Annotated in this window: 11 protein-coding genes; 4 read left to right on the top strand and 7 right to left on the bottom strand. The window is 42.0% G+C overall.

Translation table 11 applies throughout. From position 1 onward, the window contains the following. Window positions 1-23: 23 nt before the first annotated feature. Together V7K73_RS03525 and V7K73_RS03520 are read right to left on the bottom strand one after the other, a co-directional pair. Complete coding sequence (locus V7K73_RS03525; RefSeq protein WP_334877186.1) at window positions 24-467, bottom strand: acyl-CoA thioesterase; 444 nt, start codon at window positions 465-467, stop codon at window positions 24-26. A 347-nt stretch (window positions 468-814) separates the two neighbouring features. After that, window positions 815-2,212 carry an amidase gene (locus V7K73_RS03520; RefSeq protein WP_334877184.1) on the bottom strand — a complete coding sequence of 466 codons (1,398 nt, stop codon included), beginning with the start codon at window positions 2,210-2,212 and terminating at the stop codon, window positions 815-817. A gap of 247 nt (window positions 2,213-2,459) precedes the next feature. Between V7K73_RS03520 and V7K73_RS03515 the strand changes: the two genes are divergently transcribed. After that, window positions 2,460-3,725: a hypothetical protein gene (locus V7K73_RS03515; protein WP_334877182.1), complete on the top strand. Its 1,266-nt coding sequence runs from the start codon at window positions 2,460-2,462 to the stop codon at window positions 3,723-3,725. A gap of 508 nt (window positions 3,726-4,233) precedes the next feature. Here V7K73_RS03515 and map read toward each other — a convergent pair. The 4 genes from map to V7K73_RS03495 all read right to left on the bottom strand — a co-directional run bounded on the left by map (window position 4,234) and on the right by V7K73_RS03495 (window position 10,487). Then, window positions 4,234-5,061, bottom strand: coding sequence for a type I methionyl aminopeptidase (gene map / locus V7K73_RS03510; protein ID WP_334877180.1), 828 nt, complete (start codon window positions 5,059-5,061; stop codon window positions 4,234-4,236). An 899-nt stretch (window positions 5,062-5,960) separates the two neighbouring features. Continuing rightward, window positions 5,961-8,723 carry a M16 family metallopeptidase gene (locus V7K73_RS03505; RefSeq protein WP_442936730.1) on the bottom strand — a complete coding sequence of 921 codons (2,763 nt, stop codon included), beginning with the start codon at window positions 8,721-8,723 and terminating at the stop codon, window positions 5,961-5,963. A 322-nt stretch (window positions 8,724-9,045) separates the two neighbouring features. Continuing rightward, on the bottom strand, window positions 9,046-9,489 hold the full coding sequence (locus V7K73_RS03500; RefSeq protein WP_334877178.1) for a VOC family protein: 444 nt from the start codon (window positions 9,487-9,489) through the stop codon (window positions 9,046-9,048). A 488-nt stretch (window positions 9,490-9,977) separates the two neighbouring features. Further along, window positions 9,978-10,487, bottom strand: a complete 510-nt coding sequence (locus V7K73_RS03495) for a TIGR02652 family protein (RefSeq protein ID WP_442936731.1) — start codon at window positions 10,485-10,487, stop codon at window positions 9,978-9,980. A 242-nt stretch (window positions 10,488-10,729) separates the two neighbouring features. Between V7K73_RS03495 and V7K73_RS03490 the strand changes: the two genes are divergently transcribed. The 3 genes from V7K73_RS03490 (at window position 10,730) to V7K73_RS03480 (ending at window position 13,026) form a co-directional block, all read left to right on the top strand. After that, complete coding sequence (locus tag V7K73_RS03490) at window positions 10,730-11,257, top strand: gamma carbonic anhydrase family protein (protein WP_334877174.1); 528 nt, start codon at window positions 10,730-10,732, stop codon at window positions 11,255-11,257. A 236-nt stretch (window positions 11,258-11,493) separates the two neighbouring features. Continuing rightward, window positions 11,494-11,619, top strand: coding sequence for a photosystem II protein Y (locus V7K73_RS03485; RefSeq protein ID WP_012411301.1), 126 nt, complete (start codon window positions 11,494-11,496; stop codon window positions 11,617-11,619). A gap of 108 nt (window positions 11,620-11,727) precedes the next feature. Continuing rightward, on the top strand, window positions 11,728-13,026 hold the full coding sequence (locus V7K73_RS03480; protein ID WP_334877172.1) for a bifunctional folylpolyglutamate synthase/dihydrofolate synthase: 1,299 nt from the start codon (window positions 11,728-11,730) through the stop codon (window positions 13,024-13,026). A 321-nt stretch (window positions 13,027-13,347) separates the two neighbouring features. Here the strand turns inward: V7K73_RS03480 and V7K73_RS03475 are convergent, their stop codons facing one another. Continuing rightward, window positions 13,348-14,646 (bottom strand): ABC transporter substrate-binding protein, encoded by a 1,299-nt coding sequence (locus V7K73_RS03475; protein ID WP_334877170.1) that lies wholly within the window; start codon window positions 14,644-14,646, stop codon window positions 13,348-13,350. Window positions 14,647-14,714: the final 68 nt, after the last annotated feature.

The raw sequence follows: 14,714 nt of genomic DNA, 5'->3' as shown, positions 1-14,714 counted from the left end.
CTCTCTGCTTCGCGCCAGTTGCTTCAACGGGGGGAACCCCCGCAACGCACTGGCTTCTCAGCGTCTCTGTGGTTCGTCTCCAACCACTGAATAATCTCATCAGGTAATTCCTGCTTACTTCTACTACTCACATCAATACAAACATGTCTAGTAATAGCCTTAGCAACTACCACCTCAGCCACTGTAATTTCGTAACTAATTTGAAACTTATCACCACCTATTTTTTGAGGAATTAAACTAATTAGTAACTTGTCCCCGCTAAACATAGGGCGCAAAAAATCGACACTAGCATGAACAATCGGGAAAGCTACAGATGGATTAGTAAAAAAATCTTTGAGATTAATATTTGATGCTTCTAGAGATTCTTCATAAGCTTCATGGCAAATACCCAAAACATTACCAAAATAAACTACTCCAGCAGCATCAGTATCTTGAAAGCGAACCGTGCGGTTATAAGTAAAAGGCATTTTTTATAGTTGAATATTGATTGAAAAAACAGCAGGTTTATCGCCTGTACAAACTATAGCGGTTCCCAATTGCATAGAATACGGGTATTCGTAAATCTCGTACTGCGTTTCTATCCCGCCTCGGAATAAATTCCGAGTCTCATAGCTGAAGTCCACTTAAGTGGACTAAATTGTTCGTTTAGTCCACTTAGTGGACTTCAGCTAAAAGCCAAAGAACTTCAGTTCTGGGCGGGATATCGTTTACAATGCTACTCCTGATTATAGTTCACAGTTCATTAGTACTTGTGACAGTTAGGGTGCCGAAGGTGGGTTGCATGATTAGCTGACAATTCAAGGCATGGTTAGCCCTATATTGCAAAGGCTGGACGATGATGTATCCAAGGGTTAGCTGCTTCTAATTGTGCTGCTAAACTGATGAGTGTGGCTTCAGCCGCAGGTTTGCCAATTAGCTGCACACTGATGGGTAAACCATTACTATCAAAGCCTACAGGAATTGCGATCGCAGGTTGTCCAGTTGCATTCGCAGCCGGACAAGGGGCAACCCACTCAATAATATTTTGGAATGTCTCTTCTGGACTCAGAGAAGCCCATTCACCAACGCGGATAGGTGAATGTAAATAAACTGGCAATACCAGCACATCCACGGTATCAAAAAACGCTACAATTTGCCGTGCTACTATCTGCATTTGAGAAACTGCTTGCAGGTACTCGGCAACAGAACCTGTGCGGGCAAATAACCAGCGATTCACGGGCTGCATGGCTTCAACCGGAAGTCCTGATGCAGCGACCCCAGCTTGCCAGACGATTTGAAATGGTTCAACTAAGCCGCTAAAATCTGGAGATTTCTGTTCAACGTGGTGGCCGAGTTGTTCTAATAACTCAACTGTTTGGCGGACTCCTTGCTGACAATTGGCGTCAGCTTCTCCCAAAGGAGAAATGCTAGTTTCAAAAGCAATCCGCAAAGCACCAAGTTTTGCCCCAGTGGCGGCGAGAAAGGATGGTTCAGGATCTGGCAACCAATAAGGATCGCCTGTTGTATAGCCAGAGATGGCATCCAAAAGGGCAGCAGCATCAGCCACAGTCCGGGCGATCGGGCCGTTGACGGCAATTCCCGCGAGGCGATCGCCTACGGGTGCTTTACTCACCCTGCCCCTGGATGGCTTGATTCCCACCAAACCACAACAAGCCGCAGGCCCGCGAATTGAGCCACCGCCATCAGAACCTTGAGCGATCGCACATAATCCCCCTGCTACCGCCGCCCCCGCCCCACCACTAGAACCGCCTGGGGTGTATTCTAAATTCCACGGATTTCTAGCTGGGGGAAAACCCATAGGTTCACTGTATGGAAACGAACCTAATTCAGAAGTAGCTGTTTTACCGAGAATAGTAAATCCCGCTTGCTTAATCCGCGTCACAACCCCATCATCATAGTTAGGGATATTATTCAGTAATGCTGGATTTCCATAAGTGCAAGTAACATCCGCTACAGCATTAAGGTCTTTAATGGAAATCGGCACACCAAAAAATGGCGGTAGTTCTGAAGTAGTTGTCAATAATTCTGTTTTAGCTTTGGCATCTGCTGCCGCTAATTCTGCCGTCACTGTAAAATAACTTCCTAATTGGGGATTCAACCGCCCAATCCGTTCTAAATATATTTCCACTAACTCTAGCGGTGATACTTCCCGGCGACGAATTAATTGCGCCAATTCTAGGGCTGGGGTAAATGCTAAATCAACTTCATTCATAGGTTAGTGAATGGGTAGTTTTGGGTTTCTCTGGGATTTTGAAACTTAAATTGTTACTTTAGCAGGATTTGCGGGAACTATACATTTTATAGCTGCTGAGATTTGCCACTCAAGGGGGATGAGGGGGACGGGAAAGAGTTGTTGCGAGTTATCACCTCTTGTCACCTTGTCGCCTACTTATTTGCCTCTTTTTCAAGCCATTTTAATTGTTTTGCATAAACTTTCGACAAATCCCTAAAGGGTATTTATGGCTAACCTAGAAATACTTGTTAGTGAATTGCCAACACTGATTCAGAATCTAAAACTGACTATTGGCGATTCTAATCAAATTATGGAGCAAATTATCCTGATCAATAATGCTCAGGAACAACTACGGAATATTAAGAAATTAATTGCTCAGGAATTGAAATTTGGGAATATCAAAAATTCTGCGATCGCTACACTTCCTAGAATAGGTGCTGTAGCTAGTTTGTTTATACCTAGTATGGGATTAGTAGATCCTGCGATCGCAGGAAAATTTGGCCTCTCAAAAACTCAAATTTCATTAACTGAACTACAATCAAAAATTGATGTCTGGATTGAATGGGGCTATTTTTTGCAGGCAATAGCTACTGATATTCTCAGCGATCTTCAGTTGGTCAATCAACTAAATTCTGATATTAATCATTTAAGCCTCAGCGCCCACTTTCAGGGAATTACTGAAAGCTTAAACATTAACTTCGACTTTAGTAACTCTAAAATTTTACAAGGTCAAATTTACAAAATTAGGAATTCTCAAAAGGAATTGTTAGAGTTACAGGAAAAATTAAATTATATTTTTTATACTATCAAAAATAGTCACAAATTATTAAATATTTTATTAGGTGTATCTGCTTTTTATGGTAAATCTGGGTTTGCTTTAGAATGGTTAGATGATGACCACGAATTAATTATATCGAGTCAGGAAAAATTTCAAGAACTGACAGATATTCTCAATGATTGTGATTATTTCCAAGAACAAATTGCTGCTTTAATTATCCAGGGTGACACTTTAAGGGAACAGGCAGAACAAGCCTTAAAAAAGATTGAACAGGAAAGTAGTAAAGAGCCAATTATTAGCCAGGATGTAGAAATAGTACCAAAGTTTTCGACACAAAAAATAGTCCGTTCGGCTTTGTTCATAGCCTCAAGTTTACTAATCTTGGGTTTTGGTGGTTGGAAAGTTAGAGAGCAAAAGATCAGTCTAAGTTTAACTCAAGAACAGAGTGCGATCGCAAAGTTTAAATCTGCTCAAAAACTTGGTCTTGAGGCTGCTTCTTTAGTTCAAAAACCACCGCATCCTCTAAAAGTTTGGCAACAAGCACAAAACAAATGGCATCAGGCAATAATCTTGTTAGATAGTATTCCTAATGAAACATCAGTTTCTGATCGAGCAAAGAAGAAATTGGCTTATTATCAAATTAACTATAAATCTATCAGTCAAAGAGTTTTAGTTGAAAAGAAAGCCCTAGCAAACTTAGAATCAGCCCAATAACTAGCAATGGTAGATATTTTAAATTTAAGTACAAACTCCGAAAATTATAAAAATAAATTACTAATCTTTACAATCCCTAAATCAAAAGAAACACTTCCTATTTATAAAACTAACTATGCCGCGTTCAGATAAATAATTCAAAACTAAAAACCGATTACGATATTTATGATTTATCTAAGAGCTTAAATGAACAAGTCTAATTTATTACTAGCCTTGGCGGTTAGAAACCGCGGCTACACAGACAAAACCTGCCTCCGCAGGTTAAAAACCCTTGATGAGTGTATTAGTCCACGGAGGTGGACTTCGTTTGTGTAGTAGCGTAAAGCCTTCGGCATAGCTTCGCTTACCGCGTCAGCGTGCCGGAGGCTCTATTTTATTCGCCCAAAACTTGTTCATTCATCCTCTAAGAAGTCACGAATCCGAGCCTTTCTCCATAAAAAAATCAAGAGGCAAATCGCCCTTTTTTGACGCTTCACCTCTTTTAATTACAGATAATTACAACTAACAATTATACCTTTGAACGGTCAGTGAAAATCTCATAACCAGTCTCTGTTACTAACACTGTATGCTCAAACTGAGCCGACAAAGAATTATCCATTGTGACAGCTGTCCAACGGTCAGATAATGTCCGGGTGTGTCTAGAACCCGCATTTAAAATTGGCTCAATTGCCAGCGTCATTCCCGCACGGAGTTTAACATTTGGCATCTCGCGGGTCCGGTAGTTGAATACTGAAGGTTCTTCATGCAGATTACGACCGACACCGTGGCCAGTGAATTCTTCGACTATACTAAAGCCGTTAACTTTTACATGGTCTTCAATTGCTCCAGCTAAGTCAAGTAGATATGCACCCGCCTTAACTTGTTCAATGCCCTTATATAAAGCTTCTTCTGCTACGCAAATTAATTTAGCAGCTTCTTGGGTCACTTCACCGACAGCAATTGAAATGCAAGAATCACCATGAAAGCCTTGATAATAAGCGCCTGTATCTACTTTTAATACATCCCCCACGCGAATCACTTTCTTGGGACTAGGAATGCCATGCACTGCTTCATTGTTAATACTGGAGCAAATAGAACCAGGAAAACCGTGATATCCTTTAAAGCTCGGTGTTGCACCCATTTCGCGGATACGTTTTTCTGCATAAATATCTAAATCAGCCGTGGTCATTCCTGGCTTTACTAGCTGGGAAATTTCTTTTAGGACAGTTGCCACAATTGTCGCTGATTGCCGCATGATTTCAATTTCACGCGGTGATTTAATTTCAATTCCTCGGCGCTGTTTTTTTGATGTTCCAGGCTGAGTTGGTTGAGGAAGTAAGTTACTGAAAATGTTCATAGGTTAATAATTACTGGTGGCTCTGACGCTGAAGTATCAATGCTTTCTCTAGATTAATTGAGAAATAATATCTATAATTTAAATTATTTTAATCCCTGATAGGGATTTTTCCAGTTTAGCCGCTAACGTATATATAATAACATATTACCTATTCCTGATATGTTGGGCTTGAATCAAAATTGCCATAGCTTATTATTAGCTGCACCTATGGGACTGAGATAAATTATCTTTAATTGAAACATTAGATCGCTGCCAAATACTGAGGTAGATAATTTTTAAGTTCAGTAACAACGTTAATATTACTTAGTTTCGTCGTAATATTTGTAGCCAAGCAGTAATGGGGAATAACAGATGCAATTACTAATTTGATATAAATGGTTGTAAATTTTCATCGGTACTTGTCAAAAGGCAATGCTATTAATAGGTGGCGTGAAAAATCACTTACCCATTCTTTATATTATCCATGCCTAATGCCGATCTCTACTACTAAGCTGTTGCAGCTTTAATTTGCACTAATATTTTTTCAACATGGTTGTGGGGTGGGCGATTTGCCCGCCCTGATTGTGCAAGTTATATAGCGGTTCTCGTTTATGTGAGGTACATCCGTAGGGGCTTGTCTTAGACCATTGGTGTCAACTTAAGTCTAGAAATGGCTTATCTGTTGGCTTTCTCACCCGCCCTGAACTGAAGTTCAAGGCTCATAGCTAAAGTCTACTGAAGTAGACTTCATATTTTTGGGGATATTTAGTCATCAAGAGATGAGTTTCGCTATAAGAGAGGAACTTCAGTTCCTTGCAAGACAACGCTTTCACGTTAAGTTGACACCAATGGGCATTGCGCCATGCCCCTACACCTGGCGATATAATGTTGATATAAGTTGAGAACCGTAGTTTTTGCCCTCACCTAATGCTTTTTTCTGCCAACACAGGTGGGCCAGCAGTAACGACTACAATTTGATTTGGGTGGAGTAACTCACGAGCCGCTTGATTAACTTGCGTAAGAGTGACTTTCTGGATTTTGTCAGTGAAGGAGTGCAATTCTTCTTTATCTAGTCCATACACCTCATTCATCAGAATTGTATCTGTTAATTGCTCTGGGTTTGCCAGGGAAACGTTGTAGTTGCTGATAAGCGTGCGTTTAGCTGTTTCTACTTCCAGCGCGGTAACGCCTTGTTGATGGATTTGCTGTAGTATTTCGCAGGTACTAGCGATCGCTTTACTGCTATCTTCAGGACTAGTTTGCATTTCTATCAAAAATGTGCCTGCATTCTTCCCGGCTTGGAAGGAGCTATAAATTCCATAGCTCAAACCTTGGCGATCGCGCACTTGGGCACCTAGTCTACTAGATAAGGTATCGCCTCCCAAAATCTGGTTCAATACTAAGGCTGCATGAAATCGAGGATCGTAACGGTTAATGCCTGTGTAACCCATATATGTCACAGCTTGGGCTTTACCTGGTAAAACTGGGTTGACACTGACTATTTTTTGTGGTAAAGAGACTGGAGGATATTTTAATGTGGGTGCTTGGCCGCTAACTTCCCAGTTACCAAAATCATTTTCAATCAGCGATCGCACAATGTCTAGATCAAAATCTCCCACCAGCGCCAACACTGTCGTATCTGGACGATAATGTTTAGCTTTGAAATCAATCACATCCCGGCGCTGAATCTGCTGTAAACTCTCCTCTGTGGGAAAAGTATGTAAGGGGTGTTCTTTCGGGTAAATGGACTGAACAAATATTCTTCTGGCTACTTCTGATGGTTCATCTAATTCTACTTGCAAGTCAGTTAAAGTTTGTTGGCGATGCAATTCCAACTCTTTGATTGGAAAGGTACTATTTTTAACAACATCTGCCAATATCTCAAGCAGTATCGGCAAATCAAGAGCTAAACTATCACCTTCGATATGCACCCCTTCGCGGTAGGTTTGAAAGTGGAGACTCGCCCCTCGTTCTGCCAAGACTTTGGCAATAGTTAAGTCATCCTTGCTATTAGTACCATTTAGCAAATTGTCTGCTACAAAAGCAGCCAGTCCAGCTTTATTCTCTGGATCAAATTCCGTCCCGGCTTGAATGTGTCCGCTCAAGGTAACCGTGGGAGTACTACGATCGGGTAACAGTAATAACCGCAATCCGTTGGTAAATTTAAATTCCTGTGGTAACACTTGGGCGATTGCATTTGTAGCTAAATCCACAGGTGGTAAGTATTTTATCACCTCAGAAGGAAGCACAGGTACGCCAGGAGAAAAATTCTCTTTAGTTTGCGTTGAGTCTGGTTTGTCACCAACTTCTGTTATCTGCTTCTGAGTTGGTTCAAAAAAGCCTACTGTTTTGGCTTCTTTTTTGAGGTATTTGTTAATCACTGCGACAACATCCGTCGGCTTCACCAGACTAACAGCTGCCAAATAGCGGTCTGTGTAGCGATAATCACCAACAGTTGTCTCATCAGTGCCTAAGCGCATTGCTTGAGAGGTGATATCACGGTTACTCAAAATTACATCTGCTGCTAATTGGGTTTTGGCTCGTTTTACTTCTTCAGATGTTACGCCTTTTTCTGCTACATTAGCGATCGCGCTACTCAACATTGAGTCAATTTTCTTCAAATCTTGTTTAGAACCAGCCGTCACCAACACTTCATACCAGCCAGATTCTCGCAAACTAGTAACAGAGGCTGTAACTTCACTAGCTAAACCTGATTCCACCAATGCCTGATAAAGTCTAGAATTGCGTCCCTCTGTCAAGATGTAATCCATCACATCCAGCGCCGGTACATCTGGTTGATTTGCATCTGGTAGTGGATAGACAACTTGTAACAGCCTTCCTGCTCCCGGTTCTCGCAATATTATCGGCGATGAGCGGGATGAGGTAAAAGTATTTTTACTCCTAACTCCTAACTCCTCACTCCTCACTTTCTTTGGTAGTTTGCCAAACACCTCTTTAATTGTTTCCAGGGTATTGGCAGTTTGAAAATCTCCAACAACTACTAAGACGGCATTATCGGGACTGTAAAAATTGCGGTAATATTTTTCTACTTGCTCAACTTCAAATTTCTCGACATCAGCTTTCGTGCCACCTACAGGTAACCCATAAGCATGATTGGGAAACACCGCTTTCATAACGGCGCGGTTGAGGCGATATTCGGGGCTATTTTCGTAACCCTGCAACTCAGAAATTACTACCCGCTTCTCACTCGCCAGTTGTTCTGGCTCAATCTGGGAATTTTGCATCCTGTCAGCTTCTAATACCAAGAGCGCTTTCAGCTTGTTTCGTTCGACAGTACCGTAATATGCAGTTTGATCGTAGCTGGTGAAAGCATTGGAATCACTACCTAAAGCACTAAACAAACGGCCAAATTGAATTGGACGGTTTAGAGTGCCTTTAAACATCATGTGTTCTAACTGGTGGGCAATGCCATTCACGCCCGGTTCTTCGTTGCGTGAGCCAACCTTGTACCATACCTGCACCGTTACTACTGGCGCAGTATGCACTTCCTTAGTCAGAACAGTTAGACCATTTTCTAGCACTGTCTTACGGACATTTTGTGTCAGTGTTGAGGGCATTCTTCTTTTTGCTAGCAAGGTTGATTGATATTTTTCTTTATTAAATATGGCTGCATGTTGCCTAGTAGCAGGTTTATTGCTTAATAAAAAACTGTTACTAGCCATAAGCTTAAAAATAATAACGGCAAGCGATATTTATAAAATCGGGAAAATCCATACATGTATTTAGCAGATATATCTGTAAATTCAGTTACATAATGTTCGCCAAATCACCCATAATAAACATTTTGTAGTGGGGAATTCAGTCCCCAAAGCCAGGACTAAAGTCCTTACTACGAACATTTTTTATTCAGCTTGATTCACCGGACATAATATTACAAAGTTATTTTGGAAAGTGACGATAGTTTAATCTGTCCAAAAAATCTGTTACCTCAGTAACAATACAGAAAAACAATATATTAGCAATAAAGGTAATAAAAAAGCTAAATTATGGGAGTTTTGCTAAAACCCGAATGAATTCCAGAGGTAAGCCATCGGTATCAGCAATGAAAGCCACTTCGTAAATGCGATCGCCTATTTGCTGTTGTGTCGGTTCTAAAAGTACCTTCAACGGTTGTAATTCTTCAGGTTGACTCTCAGATGCCACTAATACACGTTCTTGTAAATTTGTCAACCACTTAGGTAAATCTGGTGTAATTTCAGTTAAATCGAACGAGAGATGATAATACCCTACATAATGCTCATCCGCAAAGGCATCTGGGGCTGGTTTTGGTTCGGGAATTTGGATTAGTTCAATTCTGCCGCCCAATCCTTCCATCCAGCAAGCGAGGGTGTAGCCTGTAGTAAAGCGTTCTGAGATTGTAAACCCTAAATATTCGTAGAAAGCGATCGCTCGATGAATATTCGCAGTCCGAATAGAAGCGTGGTGCATAAAAAAAGTTAGGAGGTTTGAGTAAAGTTAGGAGTTAGGAGTTAGGAGTTATGAGTAAAGTTAGGAGTTAGGAGTTATGAGTAAAGTTAGGAGTTAGGAGTTATGAATTGAATTTAACTCGTAATACTAACTCTTTGTGAAACTGCACAAGATGAAGCTTGGTGAAACAATTGGCTTAAGTCAATTTTTCTGGAGCAACTTCAGATGTAATCGGTATAAATTCCAACCTCCAAACTCCCAACTCCTAACTCCTAACTCCTAACTCCTAACTCCGAACTCATAACTCCTAACTCCTAACTCCTAACTCATAACTCCTAACTCCTAACTCCCAACTCCCAACTCCTAACTCATAACTCCTAACTCCTAACTCCTAACTCCCAACTCCTAACTCCTAACTCCCAACTCATAACTCCCAACTCCCAACTCATAACTCCCAACTCATAACTCCCAACTCCTAACTCCTAACTCCTAACTCCAACCTCCTAACTTTATTCAAACAACCGGAAATAAGGGTAGCGTACAGGGACACCAGGCTCTTTTTCCAAGTCAAAATTGATCACTTCCCAACAGGGATCATCTGAGGTGTCGGGGCTAAACTCCACGGGTAAGCCGTATAAACGCGCAGCAGTAACTTCTGGTTGTCCAGAACGCCAAGGTGTGCTGCGTTCCAAGTAGCCACTCATCAATTCCTGATAGCGTCGAGCAATAATTACTCTTGTTGCTCGAAAGCCTTGGGTATATAGCTTATCTAATGCTTCGTGAATCTCAAACCGAATACCATCGGGATGAGTATGCTGTCTATACCATTCATTATTCCACCTCCGCCAATGACGCCCCGATTGCAAATGGACTAACTCTCCATTTTTAGGATTAGCTTCAAACGCGCCATGACGCGGACACAAATAGGTATCTGTTAATGTCAGCGCCGGAATAGTCTGGCGACAATGGGGACACTGTATTTCAGGCCCAAACATCGGGTACTGCAAGCCTGGATTCATCATGAAGTGCGTACAAACATAATTTTGTCTTCACCAGCATCAGTGTATTGTATTATACACTTATACTCCATCACTTTGGGTTACTTGGTCACTGCTGCACAGACACGGAGTTGCGGCAGCCACAATGGTCACTAGTGTTTTCCTCAGTGTAGAGGCTTGACGCTGTGATATCCTAGTTGTGCAACCAGCCTCAAAGGTTGGAGTTTCTCCAGTGTTCCTGGGTACCATATTCATATTCTATCGTGTCTACCGTTTCTTACTGGACATCTCCTGATTTTTCTCAAGCTGCCTTCATCGCAGCCAATGCTGTTGTTATGGGTTCGGTAAATATAGCAGCAGGGGTGAGCATTTGGTATGGAGCAGTGGTTAGGGGAGATGTAGAACGGATTGAAATTGGCGAATGCACAAATATTCAAGATGGTGCAATTTTACATAGCGATCCTGGTTTTCCGACAATTTTAGAGGATCATGTCACTGTCGGACATCGCGCTGTGATACATTCCGCTTACATTGAGCGTGGGAGTTTGATTGGCATAGGCGCAGTAATTTTAGACGGGGTAAGAGTAGGCGCTGGTAGCATTATCGGTGCTGGTGCAGTGGTAACTAAAAATGTACCGCCTTTGTCCCTAGTTGTGGGCATTCCTGGCAAAGTACAGCGCCAAGTAACAGAAATTCAAGCCGCAGAACTCATTGAACACGCTAAACGTTACCAAAAATTAGCTTTAGTTCATGCTGGGAAGGGTACTGATATTGGGTTTAGCAAGGCTTAAATAATTCGTAATTCGTAATTCGTAATAGAGCCTCCGGCACGCTGCGCGAACGTAATTCGTAATTCGTAACCAAGGCCCCTCTTGCCAATGCCCAATGCCTCATGCCTGATGCCCAATGCCCACTAATTTAAACATTCTTTACATATCTACTTGGAAAAGTTGCCCACTTCAGCTAAAAATAAAAATGAGAGCAGTTGATAAAACTTTAATTTCTACTTAAGAGAGGGGTTCTAGATATGGATATCGATTACCGTATAGCGATCGTTTTAGCACCAGTTGTCATTGCTGCTAGCTGGGCAGTATTTAATATTGGCGCTGCGGCTTTAAGACAAATTCAAGGCTTTTTGGATAGAGAAGCTTAAATTCATTAATTAATCGGGGATGGGGCATGGGGCATTGGGCATTGGTTATTTCTCCCTCATCTCCCTTATCTGCCTCATCCCCCCACTCCCCACTCCCCACTCCCTTCTTTGAACATCGATTCTGTAATACAACCCCTGCAACGCTTTGGTGTCCATCTGGGACTCGATCGCATCCTCAACCTTTTAGCAAATCTTGGTAATCCTCATCACCAAGTCCCGGTAATTCATGTTGCTGGCACTAATGGTAAAGGTTCAGTTTGTGCTTATCTTTCCTCAGTACTTACTGAGGCTGGTTATCGTACAGGACGCTATACTTCCCCCCATTTAGTTGATTGGACGGAACGTATTTGTTTGAATGAACAGCCAATTTCTTCTGAGGAATTGAGTCAATTATTCCAACAAGTCCAAGCGGTTATTCGCCCTGAAGAGGAATCTGCAACTCAATTTGAAGTAATTACGGCGGCTGCTTGGTTATATTTTGCCCAGCAGGAAGTTGATGTGGCTGTGGTAGAAGTCGGACTAGGAGGGCGACTAGATGCTACAAATGTCTGTTTGGAACCCCTCGTTACGATCATTACTTCCATCAGCCGGGAACACTGGCAGCAACTTGGCCCTACCATTGCTGATATTGCGAGAGAAAAAGCAGGTATTCTTAAACGTGGATGTGCCGTTGTGGTTGGAGCATTGCCACCAGAGGCAGAGAAAGTTGTGCGATCGCGTGCTTTAGAATTACAATGCCCGATTTTTACCCCTCAACGGGCCCGTCAAATCGCTACAGGATGGGCAGAATATGAAACAATTCAAAATTCAAAGTTAATTAAATACCCTTTGCCATTAGCCGGACAAATTCAATTAGCAAATTCAGCTTTGGCAATAGCAGCTTTAGAAATTCTCCAACAAGCAGGTTGGCAGATTTCCGAAGAAGCCATAAGTAACGGTATGGCAAAAACTAAATGGCCAGGGCGGATGCAATGGACTACCTGGAACAACCATAAATTATTACTTGATGGCGCTCATAATACCGCCGCCGCCCAAGTTCTTCGCCAGTATGTCGATAGCTTAGACGCAGTTAACCCCAAACCCGTCAATTGGGTTATGGGAATGTTTTCCGATAAGGATCATGCTGATATTTTTACTGCTTTATTGCGCCCAGGCGATCGCCTTTATTTAGTACCAATACGAATAGAATCTTGGCCAGGTAGAACTTCTGCCGATTTAGACTACTTAGCCAACCTAGCTTATAATATTTGTCCCCAATTAAGCGATCGGCAAATCCATCCAGATTTATTCACAGCACTAGAAGCCGCAACCTCAACCACAGAAAACTTAATCGTTTTATGTGGTTCCCTTTATCTAGTCGGCGATTTTTTAGCAACCGCTCAGACTCAGAGAATACACAGAAGTTAGAAATTTTGATTAAAAAACTCCAAACTCCAAACTCCAAACTCCTAATATCAAGTCCGCCAAATTACCCATAATAAAAGAACCCCACCCCGCCAAAGCTATGCTTTGTCTCCCCTCCCCGCAGGCGGGGAGGGGATTAAGGGGTGGGGTTCTTCGGGTTTAAGAAGCAATCAAGCGGACATGATATAACTCCCAACTCCCAACTCCCAACTCCCAACTCCCAACTCCCAACTCCCAACTCCCAACTCCCAACTCCCAACTCCCAACTCCCAACTCCCAACTCCTAACTCCCAACTCCCAACTCCTAACTCCTAACTCCTAACTCTACCTTTGATCCCACTCCTGCGCCGCATCTTCTACAGCTTTATCCACAGTCTTCTGCCCTAACATTGCCGCTTGCAAGTTTTCATAAACTGCCTTTTGCAATTTGTTGAAATCCTTCAAAGTAGGGGTTAATATTTCTGCCTTTGGCAATTCTTGAGCGCTCATCACTCGCGCTTTTTCTATTGTTGAAGCATTAGCTGGAACATCTTTAAAGTAACTATCAGATAAAGCTTTGATTGTAGAAGGTAAGACATTTGCAGCTTTAGCAAAGGCTAACTGATTTTCGTCATTGGTGACAAATAAAGCAAACTTTAGAGCGCCCTCTGGTTGTTTGCTATCACGGGGAATAACCATATTCATCACCGCGACATTTTTCTTACCTGTGTCACCAGTGAGTTGAGGTGCAATTCCCGTAGCTTGAGCAATTTTAGGGGCATTGTTTGCGATCGTTTTCAGAAACTCCGGCCCAGAAGCTAAAAGCGCCGTCTCTCCAGATTGGTATAAATCAATCGCGTGGCGATGTCCTTGCGTCAAAACTTCTTTAGGAAGTAACCCTTTTTTATACAAGTCTACCCAATACTGAAACGCTGCCTTACCTTGTGCTGAATTAAACGCCGCTTTTCCTTGTGCATCTATTAGAGTAACTCCCATTTGTACGAAAGATTCCAGCACTTCACCAGAATCTTGCGGTACGAAAGTCGCAAAAAAGGCATATTTGCCAGTTTTAGCTTTAATTTGTGGCGCTACTTGTGCCAATTCTGCGTAGGTTGCGGGCGGTTTATTGATACCTGCCTGTTTTAATAAATCGGTGTTATAAATGGTTAGCCGTGTGGTGAGATACCAGGGAATCCCAAAACTCTTGCCATTAAGCGTACCAGATTGCCAGATATTCGGTAGATAGGAGGAACGTACATCGTTTGGGACTTTCGCATCTAAATCTAACCAGGCATTTCGTCCCGCAAGTTGGGAAGCAAAACCCGGATTCAGGTTAACTACATCAGGTGGCGTTTTTGCTGAGACAGCTGTTAATATTTTGTTCTCCATCGCCGCCCAAGGTACATCGACCCAGTTAATCTTTATACCTGCATTTTGCGATTCAAAATTCGCAATTAGGTTTTTGAAGTAGTCCGTAAATTGAGGTTGGAGTTGCATCGTCCAAAACTCAATAGTTGCCCCTCCTGAAGTAGCCTGTTTTGTACCTGTACCAACATTACTTGTGCTGCAACTTACAATCCAACTGGTTAATAAGCCAAGTAGTGTAAAAGCAACAAGTTGTTTAAATTTTCGTAATTGGATCATTTTCCCAGTATTTTTACGCTTGCTCAGTGTGAAAAGCTTAGATCAAAATTGTCGAGATTATAGGCTAA

It is taken from the genome of Nostoc sp. (assembly GCF_036916975.1).
In the GTDB taxonomy this organism is placed as follows: Bacteria; Cyanobacteriota; Cyanobacteriia; order Cyanobacteriales; family Nostocaceae; genus Nostoc.
The sequence above is the reverse complement of the archived record's forward strand: the minus strand, read 5'-3'. Positions and strand labels throughout refer to the sequence as shown.

Excerpts from the sequence above, each read along its gene's own strand:
- V7K73_RS03525 (WP_334877186.1), bottom strand. The coding sequence starts at position 467 with ATGCCTTTTACTTATAACCGCACGGTTCGCTTTCAAGATACTGATGCT.
- V7K73_RS03520 (WP_334877184.1), bottom strand. The coding sequence starts at position 2,212 with ATGAATGAAGTTGATTTAGCATTTACCCCAGCCCTAGAATTGGCGCAA.
- V7K73_RS03515 (WP_334877182.1), top strand. The coding sequence starts at position 2,460 with ATGGCTAACCTAGAAATACTTGTTAGTGAATTGCCAACACTGATTCAG.
- map (WP_334877180.1), bottom strand. The coding sequence starts at position 5,061 with ATGAACATTTTCAGTAACTTACTTCCTCAACCAACTCAGCCTGGAACA.
- V7K73_RS03505 (WP_442936730.1), bottom strand. The coding sequence starts at position 8,723 with ATGGCTAGTAACAGTTTTTTATTAAGCAATAAACCTGCTACTAGGCAA.
- V7K73_RS03500 (WP_334877178.1), bottom strand. The coding sequence starts at position 9,489 with ATGCACCACGCTTCTATTCGGACTGCGAATATTCATCGAGCGATCGCT.
- V7K73_RS03495 (WP_442936731.1), bottom strand. The coding sequence starts at position 10,487 with ATGAATCCAGGCTTGCAGTACCCGATGTTTGGGCCTGAAATACAGTGT.
- V7K73_RS03485 (WP_012411301.1), top strand. The coding sequence starts at position 11,494 with ATGGATATCGATTACCGTATAGCGATCGTTTTAGCACCAGTTGTCATT.
- V7K73_RS03475 (WP_334877170.1), bottom strand. The coding sequence starts at position 14,646 with ATGATCCAATTACGAAAATTTAAACAACTTGTTGCTTTTACACTACTT.